Below are 22,739 nucleotides of genomic sequence, written 5' to 3'. Positions count from 1 at the left end.
TGAATATAATTCTAGCCAAGAGTTATACACCCAAAAAAACAGCAGATAATTTCATGATTTCACAAAATTATCCGCTGACCTTAGAAATATAAAGAGCTTGATATTAGTAATCTCAACCTTTTATACTGATAGCTCACCCTTATCTAATTTTTTTTTTATTTCTTTATAAATAAGCTTATTTGGCACTCCGCCATAAAATCTTACAGTTTCGTTTATAGCAACTATAGGCAGCATAAATTTCTTTTTAAAGGCCTCCTGAAGATAATCATATTTATCTATATCAATGGCATCTGTATTTACAAACTCTATTTCAACTTTGTTTTTTAAATCTGTATTCTCCATATAATCCACGAGTTCTTTATACATCAAAAACATGTTCTTATTCCCCTCGCAGCTAGAGTGACCTGAACAAGAGGATGAACTCTCACACCCATTGCAGCCGCTGCAGGAGCCACCATTTTCGTGTACACATTCTCTTTCTCTGTTTAGTCCAAACACTTCTATAAGAACAATCTCATTATCCATTTGCCTCTCCTTTTTGAAGATAAACCTTCTTTGAACATAAATTTCGTTACTTAAAGTAGTTTACCTATATTTATTTTATACTCGAAATTATACAATAAAATAATGCAAATAAATAGTGCTAATAAATCAAAGTAGTTTAGCTGCTGCTTCATCAACTATAATATTAACATTATTGTGAAGCTGCAGAATTGAAGCTGGGACTTCTGGACAAATCTTACCTTTAACAGTTTTATAAATTGCTTCAGCCTTAGCTTCTCCATTTGCAAGGAGTACTATAACCTTGGATTGCATTATCGTTTTTATTCCCATACTTAAAGCGGACTTAGGCACCTCATCCATTGATTTAAAAAATCTTGAATTTGACTCTATCGTTTTCTTATCTAATTCTACAAGATGTGTTCCCGCTTCAAAATTTACGCTTGGTTCATTGAATCCAATATGACCATTTACACCTATTCCAAGAATTTGAATGTCAATTCCTCCTGATCTTTTAATCTTCTCATCGTAATTTGAACATTCCTCTTCAATATTATCTGTTACTCCACTAAGTATATTTATATTTTCAGATTTCATATTAACATATTTAAATAAATTGTTCATCATATAATAATGATAGCTTTCATGATTGTCATCAGATAGACCATAATATTCATCTAAATTAAAAGTCTTAACATCAGAAAAATCTATTTCTTTATCATTATATATTTTTATAAGCTCTTTATACATGCCAATTGGAGTATCCCCTGTAGCAAGCCCTAATACACTGTCATGTTTTAATATCATCTGACTTGCAACCATACTGGCTGCTTTTTTGCTCATTTCCTCATAATTATCTACACGTATTATTCTCAATTAAAACACCTCCAAATTAATTTTCATATACTATTCTTCCACCAACTATGGTTTCAAGAACTTCAAATTTATCGTTAAATATAGTTATATCAGCATCCTTACCTTTTTCAAGACTGCCCTTTCTACAATCAATCTTTATATCCCTTGCTGGGTTTATTGTTGCTAAATTAACAGCCTCATTTAGTGTTAAATTTGTATTTTCATATATATTTTTAATAGCCTTATTAAGCGTTAATATGCTTCCGGCAAGTGTTCCATCTTCAAGTCTTGCGGAATTATCCTTAACAAAAACCTTTTGACCTCCAAGCTCCGAAACTCCATCCTTAAGGCCACCCGCTCTCATACAATCAGTTATGAGCATCATTTTTTCTTTACCTTTAATTTTTATAAGCATGCTAAAAATTTTAGGATTTATATGAATTTTATCAGCTATAATCTCGCAGGCAACGTCACTATTAAAAGCAGCGCCTACAACTCCAGGCTTTCTATGATGTAAAGGAGACATAGCATTAAAAAGATGGGTAATGTGGCTTACTCCACACTCGATAGCTTCTATAGCCTCTTCATAAGTTGCATCAGAATGACCTATGGATAACACTATATTTGTATTTTCTTTTACCTTTTTTATAAATTGAAATTCATGGTCTTCCTCCGGTGCCATGGTTATAATTTTTATAATGTCCTTATACCTCTCAATAAAATCGTAGCTAGGTTTTATTATATAGTCTTTTTTTTGAGCACCCTTATACCTTTCACTTATAAAAGGTCCTTCAAGATGTGCGCCTATGACTGATGCTCCTGGAAGCTTTTTATGTATTGCTTCCCTTATGATGTCCAATGCCTTATATATTTTCTCTTTACTCATAGTCATAGTTGTTGGTAAAAATGCAGTAACCCCATTTTGTGAAACAAACTCACTTATAATTTCAAGTGATTTCATTTCTCCATCCATAGCATCCTTTCCATTAGAACCATGTATATGCACATCTATAAAGCCTGGTGAAACATAGTTTCCCTTTGCATCTATAACCTCTATACCTTCTTTATTAAAACTTTCATTGCTCACTATTTCATGAACCTTTTCATCAAATAGCAGTACTTTATTTTCTAATATTTCTTTCTCAGTTATTATTTTACCGTTAATTATAGCTTTCATATTTACACCTTCTTACTTATTTTAGGCTTTCTATAGCCTTTGAAATATTTCCTTGAAACTTATTTAAAAGTTCATTGGCTTTTTGAACTCCTTCTCCCATTACTATTGCAATGATTGATACTTTAGCATTATAATTGCACGCTTCAACCACTTTATTTACAGTAGAATCATCAGCATTAGTTGCAAGCTTAACTATTTTTTTTACTCTTTCTCTTAACTTTTCATTGATCGGTCTTACATTTACCATTAAATTCGAATATGTATTTCCAATTCTTATCATAGAGGTTGTTGAAAGCATATTTAATACCATTTTTTGAGCTGTTCCAGCTTTCATCCTCGTTGATCCCATTATTACCTCTGGTCCAACATTTACGCAAATAGTCACATCACATTTTTCATTTAAGCTTCCCTTGGAACAAACAACTCCAATGGTTTTACATCCAATTTCATTTGAATATTCTATAGCACTATTTACATAGGGTGTATTCCCACTTGCAGTAATTCCAACAACAACATCATTTTTGTTTACACCTTTCTCTTTAAGATCCTTTAATGCTAAATCCTTATTATCCTCTGTTTCTTCAAGCCATCCGCTTAAAGCATTATCTCCACCAGATATAATTCCCTGAACCATAGAATCATCAACACCAAAAGTTGGCGGACATTCCGACGCATCCATAATACCAATTTTTCCACTACTGCCGCTTCCTACATAAAAAAGTCTTCCTCCATTTTTAAAACCGTCTACAATCATATCTACTGCCTTCTCTATATTTAAAAGCTCAGCTTCAACGGCATCGGCTACTTTTTTGTCCTCTTCATTTATTTTTTTTAATATCTCAAATGTGCTTAAATTGTCCAAATCAATAGTATTTACATTTCTTTCTTCCATGCAACTCACCCCAATAACTTTTATGTTAAAAGTATTTCGTATTCATATTTATCACTTCTATTTATAGTATTTGTATATTCAATAGGAATATCATTTTCTGCATATGTAATTCTTTTAAACATAAGTGCTAGTGCATTCTCCTCCTGATTTAGAAGCTTAGCTTCAAATTCGGTTAGAGCTATAGGTTCAATGGTCTGCCTTGCTTTTTTAGGATGATAATTATATCTCTGCTTAAATATAGAATAAAGAGATTTTCCGTTAATCATATCCGCCGTCATTCCTTTAAATAAGTGTTCTGGAATCCACACAGTTTCAATTGCCACAGGATCCTCCTCCGTCAATCTAAGTCTTATTATTTCTATTACCTTGTTAAACTCTTCTGGCATTTTAAGCACACTTTTATTTTTCTTAGTGGCTTCCTTCACCTCAAAAGATATAATTTTAGTTGAAGTAGTTAATCCCTTTTCACTCATTTCTTCTGTAAAACTTTTAAGTCTATATATCTCCTGTTTTTCTTTTGGTTTAGCAACAAATGTCCCTCTGCCCTGCTCTCTATACAGCACTCCCTCATTTACAAGTGACATTATAGCCTTATTTATGGTCATTCTACTTACTCCCTGAATATCGCAAAGCTCTCTTTCAGTAGGTATCATATCCCCAGGTTTAAGTTCTTCATTTTCAATCATTTCTAAAAGAATTGTTTTTAGCTGATAGTGCAGTGGAATTGGATCTAATTTTGATATTTTTCTCAAGATACTACCTCCTAAGCTGAATTTATAATATTATTATATCATCATATTGACATGTTGTATATACCAATTTATGAAGTAATGTTGATTTGGGATGAATTTATTATTAGTCCTTTTTATATTGTTTCCCCATAAAAAGTTTCCCTTATCTTTACTCTCTACTCTAACTAATGTTATTATTAATTTAATAATTTACATTGGGGAGAATTTATTATGGAACAAGCAAATGAATTAAAGGTTTCTAATCAAGTGCATAACTTTGTTAGTTCTTTTAATGATACTTGGTGGAGTACCAAAAAGGACTTTCCAAACCTAAAAGGTGCTACTACCTATTGGCATAAAAAGAAGCAGGAAAAGCTAACAGATGCTTTTATAGATAAGTTTGTAAAAGCAATAGAAAGCTTTCCCTTAGGAAATGAGAACCAAAGAATATGGAAGAAAAATATAAATCTTTTAATTGATAACTTCGTAGCTAATTCGGATTTAATAAATAGTGAAGATAAAAATATTCTATTTAGCGAAGCTTTACTAAAAAACACTGAAGACTTCGTAAAGGAAGCTCAAGCTTTCGACTCGAATATTAACATTGAAAATGTAGGTCAAGCATTGAGAAATCTATGGATTATGAATATAATACAAATGCTGCTTGGGAAATTGCCTAAGCTTACCCCTTCTATATTCAGTTACAGCATGCTATATCCTTATACAGATAATTTTTTGGATGACAATGATATATCAAAATCAGAAAAAATAAAAATCAATGATACCTTTGAAAAGAAATTGTGTGGAGAAAATGTTCATCCAAGTTCACCTTATGAAAGACACCTTTTTACTCTTGTCGAAAAAATAGAAGGTGAATTTGATCGTTCTAAAAACAAAGAGGTTTTTGAAAGCTTACTTTGCATTCAAAGGGCTCAAATGAAAAGTTTAATACAACAGGGGAAACTAACCCTGCCCTACGAATCTGATATTTTAGGAATTAGTATGGAAAAGGGCGGCAGTTCCGTACTTGCCGATGCATATATTGTAAATGGAACTCTAACAGACAAAGAAGCTGAATTTTTCTTTGGATATGGAGTACTGCTTCAAATATGCGATGATCTTCAAGACGCAAGAGAGGATTTAAAGAATGGCCATATGACTATCGTATCCCAGTTATCTACAAAATGGCCTTTAGATCATATAGCAAACGGTTTAATTAATTTCACCTTTGAACTTTTAAAGCATGCAAATACCTTCGATTGTCCTAATATAAGCTTGCTTAAAGAGCTAATACAAAAGAACTGCCTTCAACTAATATTATTTGCTATTGCTAAAGACAAGCGCCTCTACAGTAAAAAATACTTTAAAAAAATCAAAATATACTTTCCATATACCCCTAGATATATGAAAAATATATACAAAAGACTAAAAAGAAAATATTCAAATATCAAGGAAAGCTATAACGGAGTGGCTACAAACGAGATTATAATGTATGCCTTAAAACCAGAATAGCTGCAAAAATAAATAACAAGCAAATAAGTAACTTGCTTGTTATTTATAATCTATTTATTACACAACTCTTTTGAACTTTCCACTATGTTTTGTATTGTAAAGCCATACTTTTCAAATAAAATATTTGCTGGTGCTGAAGCTCCAAAGTGATCTATACTTATCACTTTACCATCAATTCCAACATACTTATGCCAGCCAAATGAACTCCCTGCTTCTACAGCAATTCTATTCCTCACAGTCTTTGGCATTACCTTTTCTTTATAGTCTTCATTTTGACTATCAAATATTTCGAAGGATGGAACATTAATAACTCTAGCATCAATTCCTATCTTTTTTAGTTCCTTAGCTGCTTTATATATAAGTTCTACTTCAGAACCTGAAGCCATTAAGAGTAAATCTGGTTCATTTTTATCAGAATCCTTTAGTATATATGCCCCTTTATTTAGCTTTCCTCCAGTTTCCTCATATAAAGGTACTGTTTGCCTTGTAAGAATTAATGCTGTTGGACCATCACACCTACTAAGTGCATAGCTAAAAGCTTCCTCAGTTTCCTTAGCATCAGCTGGTCTTATGACCGTAAGATTTGGAATGCTCCTAAGTGAAGCTAAATGCTCTATAGGCTCATGGGTAGGTCCATCTTCACCAACTCCTATACTGTCATGAGTGAGAATATACATTACCGGTAGCCCCATAAGTGCTGACATTCTCATAGCACCTTTCATGTAATCGCTGAAAACGAAAAAGGTTGAAACAAATATTTTAAGTCCACCATGAATACTAATGCCATTAGCAATAGCAGCCATAGCATGCTCTCTCACACCGAAATGTAGGTTTCTTCTACTAGGGTTCTCTTTAGAGAAATCACCTTCGCCCTCCATATAGGTTTTATTTGAAGGTGCTAAATCAGCAGAACCACCTATCATGTTAGGTATAAGCTTTGCAAGTTTATTAATAACTGTATATGAAGCTTGTCTTGTAGCCACAGCCTTTTCAAATTCTTGGGTATTTATTGAGACCTCTTTACACTTACCGCTCATCCACATCTCATATTCCTTTGAAAGCTCTGGATAATCTTTAGCATAGTTCTTCTTAAGTTCATTCCATTTGTTTTCTTCTTGCTGAAGTTTGTTTTGAATATCCTTCATATAGTTCTTTACTTTTTCAGGTACGTAAAATTCTTCTTCATAATTCCAGTTTAAATTTTTCTTTGTGGCCTTTATTCCCTCTTTTCCTAAAGGTGCCCCATGAACTGCTGAAGTCCCTGCTTTTGGCGCTCCAAAGCCTATAATAGTTTTAATTTTTATTATACTTGGTTTATTTTTTTCTGCCTTTGCTTCACAAATAGCGTTATTAATTTCTTCAATATTATTTCCATCCTTAACTTCAAGGGTTTGCCATCCATAGGCTTTAAATCTCTCTAGGACATTTTCTCTAAAAGCTATATCTGTGCTTCCTTCTATTGATATGTTATTTGAATCATAAAGCAAAATAAGCTTTCCAAGTCCAAGAGTTCCAGCAAGGGATGCAGCCTCGCTCGAAATTCCTTCCATCATGCAGCCGTCTCCTGCTAGAACATACGTATAATGATTTACAATATCATAGTTTGGTCTATTGAATTTATTTGATAAATAGGCTTCTGCAATTGCCATTCCAACCCCATTGGCAACCCCTTGTCCAAGTGGTCCCGTACTTATTTCAACACCCTTAGTTACTCCATACTCAGGATGTCCCGGTGTCTTGCTTTCCCATTGTCTATAATTTTTTATATCCTCTATGGATAAGTCATACCCAAAAACATTTAACAATGAATATAAAAGCATCGATGCGTGACCAGAAGACAAAATAAATCTGTCTCTATCTATCCAATCTGGATTACTAGGATTATGCTTCATATTGTTAGCCCATAAGGTAAACGCTGCAGGTGCCGCTCCTAATGGAGTTCCGGGGTGACCAGAATTAGCTTTTTCTACACCCTCTATAGATAATATTCTAATTGTATTTATGGTTAATTCATCTATGTTCATTTTCAATCCCACCTAAACAATTAATTTATTTCCCAACTTTTTTATAGTCCTCTAAAAACTTCTCCATACCCTTATCTGTAAGAGGATGCTTTGTCATTTGTATTATTATTTTATATGGTATTGTAGCTATATCTGAACCTACTTTAGCTACCTCCAGTACTTGTATTGGATTTCTTATACTTGCTGCAATAATTTCTGTTTTAATATTGTATATTTTAAATATCTTAGCAATATCGGCTACAACCTCAATTCCACCATTACCTATATCATCTAATCTTCCTACAAAAGGACTAACGTAGCTTGCCCCAGCTTTTGCCGCAAGAAGTGCCTGCTGAGCAGAAAAAATTAAAGTCACATTAGTTTTTATTCCGATTTTATGGAGCTCTGCTACTGCTTTTAAGCCCTCTAATCCCATTGGTATTTTTACTATTATATTTTTATTTATCTTTGAGAGCTCTTTTCCTTCTTTAACCATACCTTCTGCGTCAGTACTTATAACTTCTCCACTTATAGGTCCGTCAACTATTGAACATATTTCATTTATGACTTCTTTAACATCTCTTCCTTCCTTAGCTACAAGTGACGGATTTGTTGTAACTCCATCAATGACGCCTAACTTAGCCGCTTCCCTAATTTCCTCTACATTTGCTGTATCAATAAATATTTTCATTATAACCTCTTCCTTTCGCTATTTCTTTAAAATGTAAATGACCAAGAGAACTCGGTCATTTACGTTTAATCTATGCATCAGCTTGTTTTTGTCCTTTAGCTTTTGATCCTATTGTAATTCCTATAAATACTATTGCTATTATAACTATCAAGCCATAAATGCCAGCCTTAGAAAATACTTTTCCTATATTTCCAACGACTATACCATCAAGACAAAAATCAGAATCACCGAAGGTTGAATTTGCATATCCTAAGCCTCCAAGCAATGGAAGTAAGAATGCTGGTATTGTATTTATGATTAATCCATTAACAAAACATCCTACTACAGTTCCTCTTAACCCTCCTTGTGCATTAGCAAGAACCCCTGCTGCCGCTCCAACAAAGAAGGCTGGTATCAAACCTGGTATTAGCACTGGCAATCCAACAACTGGCAATATTAAGAAGGATACTATAGCGCCTACTAAGGATGCTATGAAACCTATAATTACTGCATTTGGTGCAAATGGGAATATTACTGGACAATCAAGTGCTGGAACTGCATTTGGAACTAGTTTTTCTGAAATACCTTTAAATGCTGGAACTATTTCAGCAAGCATCATTCTAACACCTTGAAGCACCATTACAAAACCTGCAGTAAATCTAAATGCTGACATAATAGCAAATACAGTAATGTCTGTCCCACCTGAAAGTTTTGTTACAAGAGTAGTATCAGCTAAATGTAATGTAAGAACAAATAATATCAACATAACCAAAGCTGTAGATATTACATTATCTTTAAAAAAGCTTAATCCTTCTGGAACATATATATCTTCTGTAGAATGTTCTTTGTTACCTACCAATTTTGAAACTAAAGCTGTAATGGAATACGTTAAACCATTAAAGTGACCCATCGCAATAGAATCACTGCCTGTTACTTTCTTATAGAAAGGCTGAACCATTGCTGGTGTTATAACCATGGCTGCACCTAAAAGTAATGATGCTACAACTATAAGCTCAGGTCCTTTAAATCCTAAAACAGATAATATTGCTGCTAGTAGACCTGCCATGAATAGCATATGATGACCTGTTAAAAATATGTACTTCAATGAAGTGAATCTAGCAATTAAAATATTAACAATGAATCCGAATGCCATAATTAGTGCCATCTCTGTACCAAAGTTCTTTTGAACTAAAGCTATTACTGCTTCATTAGTTGGCACAACTCCTTGTATATGGAAGGCACTTTGAAATGCAGGTCCTAAAATATTGAGATTATCAGAAATTGCAGTTGAACCTAGCTGGAATATTATAAAACCAATAATAGTCTTAAATGTTCCAGTAACAATCTTGGATACTGGCTTTTTTAGGGCAATTAAACCTATCAATGCCATAATTCCTACAACGATTGCAGGTTGATCAAGAAAACTCACAATAAAATTAATCATTATTTTCCCCCCTATAGAATAGCTCTTTGCTATTTATTTAAATTTCTTATTGCTTCCATAACTGTTTCTTCTATTATTTTCTTATCAATTACATTCTTTACATAAACAGTGTTATAGCCTTTATCATCAATTTGAGACTTTAGTTCATAAGTTGTTATAACTAAATCTGCATCTTTACCTGTTAAAGACCCCAAATCACATGCCTCAACATTAGCACTTATTCCATTTTTCTTTAATATATCATCCATATTCATCTTAAGTATTAAGCTCGATCCCATTCCCATTCCACATACAGTTATAATATTCATTTTATTCTTCCTCCTTGTTTTTAATATAATTTGTTATTTCACTAGGCTCAGTTGAATTTAATGCAACTTCTACAAAATCCTTGTCCCCAAGAAATGTAACTAACTGAGACAAAGCCTTTAAGTGACTTGTATGATCCACTGCACATAAACATACTACTAATCTAACCGGATCATTGTCTTTATTTCCAAAGTTAACAGGTTCCTTTAAGGTTACAAGACTCATTCCTATCTTTTTTACACTTTCATCTGGTCTTGCATGGGGCATTGCAATTCCAGGCGCAATTACAACATATGGTCCTAATGTTTTAACACTGTTAATCATGCCTTCAATATACTCTTGCTTTACTACATCATTAGCTTTTAATATTTCTCCTCCAAATCTTATTGCCTGTTCCCAATCCTTTGCATCTACATTCAATTTTATAAAATCTTCTGTCAATACATCCTGTAACATCGGTTCAAAAACTCCTCTCTTAATGTCATTATTTATTGAAAAATAGCTTGCCAATTCTTGTGCTAAATTTTCATCATCTAAAATAGTACAGTTGCGTCTTATTATTTTCATTATTTCTTTTAGTGAAATCTTACGAGTATTATTCGTATAGCTACTATCATACTTTCTTAAAACTGAGCTTATATCATTTATATTTTTTTCTGTTAAAAAAGGATTTACTTCAATACATGGAATATTATTAATACCTAACCTTATAGGCACAGTAGTAATAATCAAGTCAATTTTTTCGCCTTTAAGTGCGTTATTTAAATCATGATATGATACAGTATCAATTATGTTTAAGTTGAAAAGGGACTGTATTTTTGATGACACAAGCCTTGAGGTTCCTATTCCTGTGGCACATACCACGATGACATTTATGTTTGAGCTATCTGCTTTCTTATTTCTTTCTATTGCTGCACCAAAATGTAAAGCTATATACCCTATTTCCTCTTCACTTAATTTACTTCCAGCATATTTTTCTATGCCATAGATAGACATCTTAACCGCATAAAATACTTTTTCATAGGATTCTTTTATTTCTTTTATCAACGGATTTTTTAGTGTAATATCATGCTTTAATCTATATATTGCTGGCCTAATATGCTGTATAAGTCCATTTAATAACTGCTTATCATAAGCCAAATTAATATTTAAAGCTGAACTAACCTTTTTAATTAAATCATTAGTAATAAATTCAATTGTTCCCCAATCTGCATCATCATTCTTTGATATAGAAACATTGCTTCCTAATAAATGAATAGTTATATATCCAATTTCATCTACTGGTATAACAATCTGGAACTTATTTTCAAGTGCCTTTGCAATGCTTGATGCAACAACAAATTCCTTTGTAATTTGAAGTGCCTTTAGCTCCTCTTTTTGCATTACAATGTCTTTTTCTTCTTTTATTCTTTTTATTGCAATAGCTATGTGAATAACTAATCCAGAATAAGCTTCATCCGTAAATTTTGTTTCTAGCTGTTTTTCTCCAAGGTGTAAGCAATCTTCTATATAAGAAATATCAATATCCTTAAAAAACTGCTTTTTGTACTTTTCTAAAGCAAATTCTGATTTTGAAACCTTGGGGTATTTTATTAAATTAAGCGCCTTATAAATATCAACATTATCTGTAAGTAGGTTCATTGCTGCCTTTCTCAAATACTTTTCTTCTCCAGCAATCATTACTCCATGCCTTTTACAAGGTTTAAGCTCTATACTTTTATCTTCTAGCCATTCTCTTACCTTGTCCATATCTTTTAAAATAGTGCTTCTACTTACAAGCAAGTCCTCTGCTAGTTTGTCCATTGTCACGTAATTCCTGCTTTCCAATAGCTCAATAAGAATCATGGTAACTCTTTCATCCTGAGATAGTGAATATTGATTTAAATCAACTTCACCAATTAAACTTAGTAAACTGCTTTTTTCTGTTGAACTGCATTTATAGGCTATGCCTTCATTAGGTTTTCTAATTAATTGTGGCAAATTACTACTTTTCAAGAAATCATCTATCTTGTCAAGATCATATCTTATAGTTCTGTTACTGACTCCAAAATTCTTTGATAAATTTGAAATGCTTATATATCCTTCAGCATTAATAACTTCATATAATAACTTTGAACAACGTTTATTCAGCATAGGTATACCATCTTTCTAACTTTAGTACTAAATTATATTTAATTTTCATTACAACCTTATTATAATATATCTATACGTTTACACAAGATTATAATCTTTCATTGAAATGTGGCAAAAAAATATTTATTTTTCCTTAGGCTCAATTTATAGTGCTATAATTTTAGTATTAAATAATATTTAGGAGCATGTGGAAAATATAGTTATCCCTTTTTAAGAGCCGCCAATAAGGCTTCATACCCGATATATTAAAATCTATAGAATACCTTTTTTCACCTCCTCCTATAAAAAGGAAGTGTATTTAATGACCGAGGACAGCAATTTAAACATATCTGAAATGCTAAAATTTTCAATGGATTTATGGGAAAAACATAAGGATGAATGGGCTCCAATGGAACCTGAAAAAGGCAAAAATTTTATATTGTATATGATTGAAGAAATAGGTGAGGTTATCGCTGTAATAAAGAAAAAAGGCGAAGATGAAATCATGAACAATCCTGCCGTAAGAGATCATTTCGTTGAAGAACTTTGTGATGTTATGATGTACTATATGGATACCCTTAACCGCTTCAAGGTATCTCCAGAAGAGTTTTCAAAAGCCTATGTTAAAAAATTTGAACATAACATGAAAAGAGACTACACAAAACAATATAAGGAAATGCCACAATAATAATTGTTGCGAACTAAAAATCAGAGAACAGAGTACAATGAAGGTTGATTTTCTTCCATTTCACTACAGAAAATCTAAAACTTATAAATGATACTATTTCAGTATAAGGATTTATATATAGTGGACTATACAAGTTTACATCCAAAATTCCGTAGGTACGGAGGAATTTTTTCCTTGCACTACCGTGGGAGCAAAGTAACAATGCTGAAGGAACAGTTTAAAAAAATTCTAATAAATCTTAGCTCAAAAATCATAAAATGCTTAGAGTTTTAAATCTGTTTGAGCTATCGGCGAGTTATTGAAATTTCTTAGTATTTTATGATTTTTGAGTCTTAGATTTATAGAGTTTTTTAACGCGACGAAGCATTGTTACTTTGCAATAAATTCTTTTCTTTTTTAGTAAGTCCTTTAAACACAAGATCATAAGAAATATCTATTAAAAACTTTACTTTCTCATCATCAAGATCTTCCCCTACCGTTATAGTATTCCAATGCTTTTTATTTAAATGATATCCCGCTTCCACAGCTTTGTAATCTCTTCTCAAATCTATAGACATAAACGGATCACACTTTAGGCTTATTTTCAAAATTGAGCTATGTATATTTGTAAGCAAAAACATTTTGGAGCCAACCTTCATAACAAGAGTTTCTCCATCAAAGGGAAAGGTTTCTGTTACACCTTTTTTTGCTTTGCAATATTTTTTTACATCCTCTAAATTCACATAAACACCACCTTATAAGGAACAAAAAATCCACTCTTTTAAGTATGCCCTAATTATAGCATCATGCCAAGCATTTTTTAACCCTTAAAACTCCCTTTTAACTAATAATAACTTTTACAGGAAATTAATTATTGATTAACTTTAAACAATATACTATAATAAAAATAAATATTTTATAATTAAAGGGGAGAATAAAATGAGTGTTAAAGAAAAAATATTAGAAGTAATGAAAGAAGCCGGCAAACCAGTAAGTGCTGGTGAAGTTCAAAAGCTATCTGGTTTAGACCGCAAGGAAGTTGATAATGCATTTAAAGAATTAAAAAAGGAAAATGCCATCGTATCACCTGTTCGCTGTAAATGGGAACCAAACTTATAAAACAATAATATTGCAGTATATTAAATAAAGGTCATAAGTCTAAGAGACCAATTACTAAAAGCCTAAGAAGTTTCAATAATACGCTGAACGCTCAGACAGATTGAAACATCTAAGGCTTTTAATAATTAGTTTCCAAGATTTATTGACCTTTATTTAAATTGTTCTGCAAAATCATAAAATCTTTATATAATATATAGGAGTATGAAAAAATAAAAATATAAATTATACTGACCTTTTGTTTCGATAAGTTGTTATACATAGTGAAAGGTACTTTTCAATTTATACAGATATACCATTTCAACTACCAAAATCAATTTGCACCACAATATCTAAAAGCCGGAATTTTAGAATAAATTAATTTTCAAGTTTCAAGAGATCTATCTCTACTACATAAGGAGGAAGCTTAGTGGACAAAGACTATTTTCTAATACGGAGAATGAAGCAGGGCGATGAAACCGCTGTTGATGATTTTGTAAAGCGATATTATAGCGATATATATAGCTATTGTTATTATAAGCTGCCCGATAAGTGGCAAGCTGAAGATATAGTGCAAGAGACCTTTACTAATTTCTTCAAGAATTTTAACAGCTATATTCATAAAAATAAGGCAAAGAATTATCTTTATGTAATTGCGGGAAACTTGTGCAAAAACGAATATAAAAAACATAAAGAAGTATCCGCCTTGGAAACAAAAGAATCACCAATAGCTGCAAAGGAAATTCAAAAGGAAATTAATCTTAAAATATCAATTGAGCAAGAAATATCTAAGCTTCCAGACGAATTCAAGGAAGTAGTCATCTTACACTATTTTCAGGAACTTAAACTTAGAGAAATTGCCAAAATACTAGGCATCAGCATTTCACTCGTAAAATATCGTCTCTCAGAAAGTAAAAAGATGCTAAAAAGCAGTATGAATAAGGAGGATTTTTATGAATACTCATTTGAATAAAAAAATTCCAGCTTATGACGAAGAAAAAATGCTTCATACAATTAAAGCTGCTAAAAAAGAATACCAAAAACAAATGCTTTTAAAACCAATGAGCGGCTTCGAGTTTCTATTTCAACAAATGTTATTCTTAAGCAAAAGATATTGGATTACACAACTTATTGTTTTTTTTGTATCAGCTTTTAGTTTGGGCTTCATGAACCTAAACAATGGAATAGGTGAAAACAAAATGATATATTGCGCGGTTTTTGCACCACTATTAATTATATTTTCAATACCTGAGCTTTGGAAAAACATCTCTTCTAATGCCTATGAAGTAGAAAATACTACCTACTATGATTTAAGAAAAATATATCTCTCAAGATTAATACTAGTAGGAATGTTCGACTTAATAATAGCAACCCTATTAACTGGAATAATAGCACATACAAATGGATTTTCAGCTTACGCGGCAATAATCTATTTCTTTGTACCGTTTAATTTTGACTGCTGCATATGCTTCTTTGTGTTATGCAGTACAAAAATGCGTTCAGAACTTATAGCAGTAAGCAGCTGCTTAATTGGAGCAGCTTTTTGGTATCTACTTGTAAGAGACTATCATGTATATGAATTATTGCAGATGAAAACTTGGTATCTACTTTTGATTCTTTCTTTCGTGTATCTTATTTTTACAGGAAGAAGAATTGTAAAATCCAGTAAGAATTATTTGGAGGTGTGCAGATGAAACTAGAAGTAAATGATTTATGTAAAAATTTTAAAGAAAATGCAGCCGTTAGTCATATAAACTTTATCCTAGAAAAAGGAGTATATGGACTATTAGGCGCTAATGGTGCAGGGAAGACAACACTTATGCGAATGCTAAGTTCATTAATTATGCCTACTAACGGAACTATACAGTATGACAATGAAAACATACAAGAAATGAATGAAAGATATAGAAGAATTATCGGCTATTTGCCTCAGGAATTTGGGTATTATCCTGGCTTCTCTGCTGAGGATTATCTATTATATATAGCTGCATTAAAAGGTTTAAGACCATTAATTGCCAAAAAACGTGTAAGTGAATTATTAGAAATTGTTTCATTAACAAAGGTCAGAAAAAAGAAAATCAAAACTTTTTCAGGTGGAATGAAGAGAAGACTTGGAATTGCCCAAGCAGTTTTAAATGATCCAAAAGTATTAATATTAGATGAGCCCACAGCAGGCTTAGATCCAAAAGAAAGAATAAGGTTTCGCAGCCTTATAAGCCATATTGCCAAAGAACGAATTGTCCTACTATCTACACATATTGTTTCAGATCTAGAATCCATAGCAAAAGAAATTTTAATCATGAAAGAAGGAAATATTATTGCACAAGGTAGCATAGAAAAATTACTATGTGAAATAAATAATAAGGTTTGGACTTGCCTCGTAGATTTAAAAAAGGCGGATGAATTACGTTCTATTTATATATTAAGCAATGAGAAAAACTGTAATGACAAAGTTGAACTTAGAATTATTTCTGAAACAAAACCATTAGCTTCAGCTATTAATGTTGAACCTACACTAGAAGACTTGTTCATATATTATTTTGGAGAGGTGAACGAATTTGCAGATTTTGAAATATGAACTTAAAAAAATATTTTATAGAAAAAGCTCAATAATTAGTTTAATACTGTTGGCTGCTTGCCTAGTATTAATGTTGTTCTTTTCTATATCAGATATAACCTATACCGATAAAAACGGAAATGACATCAAAGGAATACAAGCAATAAAGCCAATAAAAAGTGCCAAAATGGAATGGAGTGGCTATCTAACAATTGAAAAAATTGGAAAAGTATTAAAAGAAAATGAAAGCATAAATTCGGACAGTAAATATTCTGGCATGAAGGACGATAACATTAAGCTGTCAAATATGCAATATTCTAGAAAACAGGGTTTTGAAGATATACGTGATCTAATTAATTATTCTTATGGGAAACCTAATTCTTATGATTATAATGTTATTGATAAATTAAATCCTAAAGTTGCAGATACATTTTATTTAAATAGAATTAGTCAATTAAAAAACTTCTTATCTAGTAGTAAAGCAAGTAACCTTACCAAAAATGAAAAAGAATATTTATTAACTTCTGAAAAAACCTTAACTACACCACTTAAATATTCCTATGCTGACGGCTTTAGTAAGGTATTTGAAGAAAGTATATCAGTAAATTTCGCTTTAGCCTTTGTAATATGCATTTTAATAGCACCAGTATTTTCTATAGAGTATCAGACAGGTAGTGATTCAATTTTGCTCTCCACTGAACATGGAAAGAAAAAAGGAATTGTATATAAGCTTATTGCTGGATTCTTATCTACGTCTCTAGTTTACTTAATTGCTTCTGCTTTAGTATACGGCTTTATTTTTACCATATTTGGATTTAATGGTTGGGACTGTCCTATTCAAACATCTATGGATGGATGGAAGAGCTTTTATCATATAACAAATCTTCAAGCTCTTTGTATGGTATTACTGCTTGGTTATCTGGGCTGTTTATTTATAAGCGCTTTAGCTATGTTTCTTTCATCCAAAGTGAAATCATCTTTTTCAACTATTATTTTCTTAGTTTTATTTATTTTTATACCTTCAACAGTCGGGAAACAGATGTTTAAAGGAAGTGTATGGGATAAGCTCTTAAACTTATTTCCTCATCAGATGATACTGGGATGGCCCTTAATAACTTCTTATACCTTTTATGATGTAGGCAAAGTCATAACCCCTTTTAAACTTCTTCCTGTTTTATATGGTGTACTTGCAATTATATTATTGCCGCTAACTTATAGATCATTTAAGAACCATCAAGTAGCTTAAGCAGAGTACAATTGACAGTTAAGGATGATTTACCTTTTGCTTTGCTTAGGTAAATCTTAAAGCTTAATAATGTCAGCTGCGCTGAACATTATATTTTAAGCGCTTCGCGCGAATTAAGCTTAAGATTTTTATCAGCATAGAAAAATCATCCTTCATTGTACTCTGTCAATTGTTAACTGTCCACTGTTATAGCTTCGAGTTTAGTTCATCAGTCCTTTTATAGCACTATTCTTTTCATTTATATTACTTTGTATATTTTTATACGGTATACTGAATTCCGCATGATCCCCTAGTGCATGTGGGACATTTGTACTTATGACAATAGAATCCTTTGTTAAATAGCTAAACGTACTTGATGGATTAATATTTTCAACATCTGGACTATCAGCTCCATTAAAGTATTTAATTAGGTCATTCGTACTGATATTATCATTAACATACTTTATAATTTGTGCTTGCTCCTCCTTGGTATAATTACTCCCTGAATCTACATATTGACCTTTCTTAAAGGCATTTGCAAGATTTACATCTACATTAACTAAATCAGATAATCTAAGCTTTTTTGCATCCCTTATACTAATATTTGTAGTATAAAATATATTACTTGGATGGGCCGCATTAGGAGCACTTGCCACACCTAAATATTGAATGCTGAGCAAATCTGGAGTTTGTAATTTCACATTAAATTTAAGCTCCAGATTTGAATCCTCTGCAATATTTCTATTTATATATGCTAATACATCATTCTTGATCAATTGATTTATTGTGCTTTGCTTATTAGCATCACCCAAATTAGTAATCTCAGGATAATTCACGGTTATATTTTTATTTTTATATACATTCTGAGTTATACTATAAATCCTTGTTGACCCATTTGAACTTTGTGCAGTGGATTTGTTTTCATTTTCCTTACTACTAGTTGTATTTTCAGCTACACTCGCAGTACCAGGCTTCTTATTTTGTTCTACCCTGCTGCTCTGCATGTTATCCTTAGTGGAAGTAGCTTTAGTCTTCTGAGTATTTGTACATGCAACTGTAAAAAGACTTGCAGCTATTAATAATGCAATTTTAAGCTTTTTATTCATTAACATCCTATCCTTTCTATATAGTGAAACTAAACTTTACTCTTTTCTTACTATATGAATTGCGAAACCACCAATCTCCTGTTCCAGATAAATAAGCTTCATTTTTTTATCTTCACTATATTGTACTGATTCATGGTTGAATTTTATTCCTTTTCCTTCTAAATACTTAACAGCTTCTTCTACATTTTCTGTACCAAAGCCAATATGCCCATATGTTCCAAAACCCTTATACTTCATTATTTCAACCCCACTGCCAGCAAATACAGAAATCTTAGTTTCCTTATTATCAAAATCAAATATGCTGCATAACAGTGCTGCTACTTCCTTAGCCTTTGCTGCATCTTCTGTATTTATACCAACATGTGCAAGTGTAAATACTGGTCTTTTTATTTTTTCCATAAAACCACACCCCATTCTATTTTTATATATGGATAAAACCGCTTCAACTATTGGAATTCATGTTCACCATAATGCCTAGAAGACGGCATTTTGGTACAAATAAATTTCAAGTTTCAGAGTGGTTCATCTACAATTATATATTAATATTTTTATATTCACGTTTGCAATTTATTTTAACAAAGTTTTTAAATAAAAAAGCAGAGAGAACCATATAAAATATTCTCCCTGCTTTTATTTTTAGCCTTTTATTTTCTTAAAAAATCCTTTAAGTTTTGAACCACTTTCCTCTGATGCTTCTTCAATTTTTACGACCTCATAACCAGCATCTTCAACTGCAGCCTTTATTTTTTCATCTTCTACATCATTGCTTATTACTGCACATTTCTTTTTTAAATCCACCTTTACATCTGATGCTCCTATGCTTTCTAGAGCCTCCTTAGTATGCATTACGCAGTGCTGACAGCTCATTCCTTCAATTGATATTTTCTTTGCCATTTTTATCCTCTCCTTTATATATTATCTTATGGGTTTAAACCCTTTAAGTCTAAGTGCATTTGTAAGAACAGATACTGAACTAAAACTCATAGCAAGTGCTGCTATCATTGGATTTAGCAGTGGTCCATGGAACAAGTACAATATTCCCATAGCTACTGGTATTCCAAGAGTATTATATCCAAATGCCCAAAACAAATTTTCTTTTATATTTTTTATAGTTTTTTTGCTAAGATCAATAGCTGTACCAACATCCATTAAATCGCTTCTCATTAAAACTATATCGGCAGATTCAATTGCAACATCTGTACCTGAACCTATTGCCATTCCTATATCTGCCTGTGCTAAAGCTGGCGCATCGTTTATTCCATCTCCAACCATAGCAACCTTTCTACCTTCGTCTTGAAGCTTCTTAACTTCACTTGCTTTATCCTCTGGCAAAACCTCTGCAAGTACCCTATCAATTCCAACTTGTTTTGCTATGGCTTCGGCAGTTCTTCTATTATCTCCTGTTATCATTGCAACTTCTATGCCCATGTTATGAAGCTTTTCTATAGCTTTTTTACTATTTTCCTTAACAGTATCAGAAACAACTACTATACCAGCAATTTTATCATCAATAGCCTCATACATTGGAGTTTTTCCTTCTGCCGCAAGTTTATCTGAAACTTCCTTTAAAGCCTCTAGTCCCATATTTCTTTCATCCATTAATTTTTTATTTCCAAGTAAAACCTTTTTACCATCTATCACTGCTTCGATACCCATACCAGGTATAGCTTTAAAATCCTTAACCTGAAGAAACTCAATATTCTCTTCTTCTGCTTTTTTAACTATTGCCTCTCCAAGTGGATGTTCTGAATTTTTTTCAGCTGATGCGGCTATTTGAAGCAAATAACTGTTATTAATGCCTTCAGCAGTAACAATATCTGTAACCTTGGGCTTTCCTTCGGTTATAGTTCCTGTCTTATCAAAAACCACTGTCTCAATCTTATGGGTGTTTTCAAGTGCAGTTCCATTTTTTATAAGTACTCCATATTCTGCACCCTTTCCAGTTCCAACCATGATTGCAGTTGGTGTTGCTAAGCCCAGTGCACATGGACATGCAATTACAAGTACCGATATAAATATGGTAATTGTAAAAGTAATATCCTTTCCTGATAAATACCACGCTGCAGCAGACACAATTGCTAAAATAATTACAACAGGAACAAAATAACCGGATATTATATCTGCAAGCTTTGCAATTGGAGCTTTTGACCCTTGTGCTTCCTCAACAAGCTTTATTATTTGAGATAAGGCTGTATCCTTACCAACCTTAGTAGCCTCATATTTTATCGATCCGTTTTTATTTATACTAGCACCTATAATATCTGCTCCAACATTCTTTTCCACAGGGATGCTTTCCCCTGTAAGCATTGATTCATCAACTGATGTGTTTCCTTCTACAACTCTTCCATCAACAGGCAGCTTTTCTCCTGGTCTAACTACTATGATATCTCCTACTTTAACCTCATCTATAGGAATTTCTACTTCTTTATCCTGACGTATAACCTTAGCTGTCTTTGGTGCAAGTCCCATAAGCTTTTTTATTGCTTCTGAAGTTTTTCCTTTAGAAACAGCCTCCATGTATTTTCCCAAGGTTATAAGTGTAAGTATGACACCTGCAGATTCAAAATAAAGCTGAGCTGATTTGTTGGCAGCAAAAATTTCATATACCCCAAACAAGCTATATAAAAATGCTGCTGATGCTCCAATTGCAACGAGTGAATCCATGTTTGGACTTCTTTTAATAAGCGTTTTAAAACCAACCTTAAAAAACTTTCTGCCCTCAAACATTATTGGCAAAACGAGCAAAAGCTCTATAATTGAATAAGCCTTTTGATGCATCATTGGATCAATTGCTTCTGGAAGCATCATGCCAAAACCTTGAAGTATCATTGGCCCCATAGCTATAACTAAAAGTGGTACAGCAAATACAGCCGATATAACAAATCTTCTCCACAGTGAAGTTATATTCTTTTCCTTTGCTTCTCTATCCTCATCAACTGAAATTACATCTTCCGATGCCTTATATCCTGCTTTCTCTATTGCTTCCTCTATATCCAAAACACTTACTTTTGATGTATCAAAGCTTACACTTAATTTCTCCGTTGCTAAATTAACATTAGCTTCAGTTACTCCTTCCAGCTTTCCTGTAACCTTTTCTACAGTTCTAGCACAAGCTGCACAGGTCATTCCCTGTATGCTCAGAGTTTTTTTCGTTGTCTCTATAATTGCCTTATATCCTGCTTTTTCTACAGCCTTCTGGATATCTGGAATACTTAATTTGCTTTCATCAAAATCTATATTAAGCTTTTCTGTGGCTAAGTTTACATTTGCTTCTTTTACTCCATCTAATTTCCTGGATGCCCTTTCAACAGCTCTTGCACAAGCTGCACAGGTCATTCCTTGTATGTCTAATGTTTTGTTCACTATACCTCACCACCTTTACTTACTTGTCACTAATTTTAGAAAGTAATGCTATTATTTCATCAACCTTTTCTTCGCCATTATTATGCAAAAATGCTTCCTTAACGCAGTGATTAAGATGCTGTTTTAATATCAACATATTTGCTTTTTTTAACAGCGAACCGGCTGCAACTATCTGATTTGAAACATCAACGCAGTATCTTCCTTCTTCTATCATTTTTATTATTCCCTCAATTTGTCCCTTTGATGTTTTTAATGCTCTTATTGCAGCTTCTTTTTCTTCATTCATGTATACCCCTCCCCCGTACGGTGGTCTGCATCTTTAAAATACCACTTATTATTTTAAAAGTCAATAGATATTGATTATCTTTTTCATTAAGTATTGTTCCAAAATTATATTAATATATTCGTATGTAGAAGTTATGAAGAAATAATTGTAGGTAAACAACATGAAAGTGGTGATTCTAAGCGAGTGCTTACTTGAGGTATAGAAGGATAACGATCATATACGGGGTTTGGGATGTAA

General features: G+C 32.4%; 23 protein-coding genes. 7 read left to right on the top strand and 16 right to left on the bottom strand.

Annotation, left to right across the window (positions count from 1 at the left end; translation table 11 throughout):
- Window positions 1-120: 120 nt before the first annotated feature.
- From ACJDT4_RS07440 to ACJDT4_RS07420, 5 genes are all read right to left on the bottom strand, one after another.
- Window positions 121-525: a hypothetical protein gene (locus tag ACJDT4_RS07440; protein ID WP_406786918.1), complete on the bottom strand. Its 405-nt coding sequence runs from the start codon at window positions 523-525 to the stop codon at window positions 121-123.
- A 126-nt stretch (window positions 526-651) separates the two neighbouring features.
- Window positions 652-1,377, bottom strand: a complete 726-nt coding sequence (nagB, locus tag ACJDT4_RS07435; RefSeq protein ID WP_406786917.1) for a glucosamine-6-phosphate deaminase — start codon at window positions 1,375-1,377, stop codon at window positions 652-654.
- Window positions 1,378-1,393: 16 nt separating this feature from the next.
- Window positions 1,394-2,533, bottom strand: coding sequence for an N-acetylglucosamine-6-phosphate deacetylase (gene nagA / locus ACJDT4_RS07430; protein WP_406786916.1), 1,140 nt, complete (start codon window positions 2,531-2,533; stop codon window positions 1,394-1,396).
- A 16-nt stretch (window positions 2,534-2,549) separates the two neighbouring features.
- The gene (gene murQ, locus ACJDT4_RS07425) at window positions 2,550-3,425 is read right to left on the bottom strand and encodes an N-acetylmuramic acid 6-phosphate etherase (RefSeq protein WP_406786915.1); all 876 of its coding nucleotides are present in this window, start codon (window positions 3,423-3,425) and stop codon (window positions 2,550-2,552) included.
- Between the two features lie 20 nt (window positions 3,426-3,445).
- Complete coding sequence (locus ACJDT4_RS07420) at window positions 3,446-4,177, bottom strand: GntR family transcriptional regulator (RefSeq protein ID WP_406786914.1); 732 nt, start codon at window positions 4,175-4,177, stop codon at window positions 3,446-3,448.
- A 210-nt stretch (window positions 4,178-4,387) separates the two neighbouring features.
- On the opposite strand from ACJDT4_RS07420, the gene ACJDT4_RS07415 reads away from it, so the two are divergent.
- Window positions 4,388-5,668 (top strand): hypothetical protein, encoded by a 1,281-nt coding sequence (locus tag ACJDT4_RS07415; protein WP_406786913.1) that lies wholly within the window; start codon window positions 4,388-4,390, stop codon window positions 5,666-5,668.
- A 50-nt stretch (window positions 5,669-5,718) separates the two neighbouring features.
- Here ACJDT4_RS07415 and tkt read toward each other — a convergent pair whose 3' ends face one another.
- The 5 genes from tkt to ACJDT4_RS07390 all read right to left on the bottom strand — a co-directional run bounded on the left by tkt (window position 5,719) and on the right by ACJDT4_RS07390 (window position 12,224).
- Window positions 5,719-7,692: a transketolase gene (gene tkt, locus ACJDT4_RS07410; protein WP_406786912.1), complete on the bottom strand. Its 1,974-nt coding sequence runs from the start codon at window positions 7,690-7,692 to the stop codon at window positions 5,719-5,721.
- 25 nt (window positions 7,693-7,717) lie between these two features.
- A complete protein-coding gene (gene fsa / locus ACJDT4_RS07405) occupies window positions 7,718-8,362 on the bottom strand; it encodes a fructose-6-phosphate aldolase (RefSeq protein WP_406786911.1) in 645 nt (214 codons plus the stop codon).
- Window positions 8,363-8,432: 70 nt separating this feature from the next.
- A complete protein-coding gene (locus ACJDT4_RS07400; protein WP_406786910.1) occupies window positions 8,433-9,785 on the bottom strand; it encodes a PTS ascorbate transporter subunit IIC in 1,353 nt (450 codons plus the stop codon).
- A gap of 29 nt (window positions 9,786-9,814) precedes the next feature.
- The gene (locus ACJDT4_RS07395) at window positions 9,815-10,093 is read right to left on the bottom strand and encodes a PTS sugar transporter subunit IIB (RefSeq protein ID WP_406786909.1); all 279 of its coding nucleotides are present in this window, start codon (window positions 10,091-10,093) and stop codon (window positions 9,815-9,817) included.
- A gap of 1 nt (window position 10,094) precedes the next feature.
- A complete protein-coding gene (locus ACJDT4_RS07390) occupies window positions 10,095-12,224 on the bottom strand; it encodes a BglG family transcription antiterminator (protein WP_406786908.1) in 2,130 nt (709 codons plus the stop codon).
- A gap of 301 nt (window positions 12,225-12,525) precedes the next feature.
- Here ACJDT4_RS07390 and ACJDT4_RS07385 point away from each other — a divergent pair, with 301 nt between their 5' ends.
- On the top strand, window positions 12,526-12,891 hold the full coding sequence (locus ACJDT4_RS07385) for a MazG nucleotide pyrophosphohydrolase domain-containing protein (protein WP_406786907.1): 366 nt from the start codon (window positions 12,526-12,528) through the stop codon (window positions 12,889-12,891).
- 350 nt (window positions 12,892-13,241) lie between these two features.
- On the opposite strand, the gene ACJDT4_RS07380 is transcribed toward ACJDT4_RS07385, so the two are convergent.
- Entirely contained in the window at window positions 13,242-13,613 is a 372-nt protein-coding gene (locus ACJDT4_RS07380) for an MmcQ/YjbR family DNA-binding protein (protein ID WP_406786906.1), read from the bottom strand.
- 196 nt (window positions 13,614-13,809) lie between these two features.
- On the opposite strand from ACJDT4_RS07380, the gene ACJDT4_RS07375 reads away from it, so the two are divergent.
- From ACJDT4_RS07375 to ACJDT4_RS07355, 5 genes are all read left to right on the top strand, one after another.
- The gene (locus ACJDT4_RS07375) at window positions 13,810-13,989 is read left to right on the top strand and encodes a transcriptional regulator (RefSeq protein ID WP_406786905.1); all 180 of its coding nucleotides are present in this window, start codon (window positions 13,810-13,812) and stop codon (window positions 13,987-13,989) included.
- 406 nt (window positions 13,990-14,395) lie between these two features.
- A complete protein-coding gene (locus ACJDT4_RS07370; protein ID WP_406786904.1) occupies window positions 14,396-14,938 on the top strand; it encodes an RNA polymerase sigma factor in 543 nt (180 codons plus the stop codon).
- The gene (locus ACJDT4_RS07365) at window positions 14,919-15,659 is read left to right on the top strand and encodes a hypothetical protein (protein ID WP_406786903.1); all 741 of its coding nucleotides are present in this window, start codon (window positions 14,919-14,921) and stop codon (window positions 15,657-15,659) included. Before ACJDT4_RS07370 ends, ACJDT4_RS07365 begins: the two co-directional genes overlap by 20 nt.
- Window positions 15,656-16,543: an ABC transporter ATP-binding protein gene (locus ACJDT4_RS07360; protein ID WP_406786902.1), complete on the top strand. Its 888-nt coding sequence runs from the start codon at window positions 15,656-15,658 to the stop codon at window positions 16,541-16,543. The genes ACJDT4_RS07365 and ACJDT4_RS07360 overlap by 4 nt, the downstream gene beginning before the upstream one ends.
- Complete coding sequence (locus ACJDT4_RS07355; RefSeq protein WP_406786901.1) at window positions 16,524-17,768, top strand: ABC transporter permease subunit; 1,245 nt, start codon at window positions 16,524-16,526, stop codon at window positions 17,766-17,768. Before ACJDT4_RS07360 ends, ACJDT4_RS07355 begins: the two co-directional genes overlap by 20 nt.
- 200 nt (window positions 17,769-17,968) lie before the next feature.
- Here the strand turns inward: ACJDT4_RS07355 and ACJDT4_RS07350 are convergent, their stop codons facing one another.
- The 5 genes from ACJDT4_RS07350 to ACJDT4_RS07330 all read right to left on the bottom strand — a co-directional run bounded on the left by ACJDT4_RS07350 (window position 17,969) and on the right by ACJDT4_RS07330 (window position 22,502).
- Window positions 17,969-18,853 (bottom strand): polysaccharide deacetylase family protein, encoded by an 885-nt coding sequence (locus tag ACJDT4_RS07350; protein ID WP_406786900.1) that lies wholly within the window; start codon window positions 18,851-18,853, stop codon window positions 17,969-17,971.
- 36 nt (window positions 18,854-18,889) lie between these two features.
- Window positions 18,890-19,252 (bottom strand): VOC family protein, encoded by a 363-nt coding sequence (locus tag ACJDT4_RS07345; protein WP_406786899.1) that lies wholly within the window; start codon window positions 19,250-19,252, stop codon window positions 18,890-18,892.
- A gap of 237 nt (window positions 19,253-19,489) precedes the next feature.
- Window positions 19,490-19,747 carry a heavy-metal-associated domain-containing protein gene (locus ACJDT4_RS07340; RefSeq protein ID WP_406786898.1) on the bottom strand — a complete coding sequence of 86 codons (258 nt, stop codon included), beginning with the start codon at window positions 19,745-19,747 and terminating at the stop codon, window positions 19,490-19,492.
- A 21-nt stretch (window positions 19,748-19,768) separates the two neighbouring features.
- On the bottom strand, window positions 19,769-22,219 hold the full coding sequence (locus tag ACJDT4_RS07335; protein ID WP_406787012.1) for a heavy metal translocating P-type ATPase: 2,451 nt from the start codon (window positions 22,217-22,219) through the stop codon (window positions 19,769-19,771).
- 16 nt (window positions 22,220-22,235) lie between these two features.
- Window positions 22,236-22,502: a metal-sensing transcriptional repressor gene (locus ACJDT4_RS07330; protein WP_406786897.1), complete on the bottom strand. Its 267-nt coding sequence runs from the start codon at window positions 22,500-22,502 to the stop codon at window positions 22,236-22,238.
- Between the last annotated feature and the right edge of the window lie 237 nt (window positions 22,503-22,739).

The sequence above is a fragment of the Clostridium neuense genome, from assembly GCF_045310695.1.
Taxonomy (GTDB): Bacteria; Bacillota; Clostridia; order Clostridiales; family Clostridiaceae; genus Clostridium_S; species Clostridium_S neuense.
The sequence above is the reverse complement of the archived record's forward strand: the minus strand, read 5'-3'. Positions and strand labels throughout refer to the sequence as shown.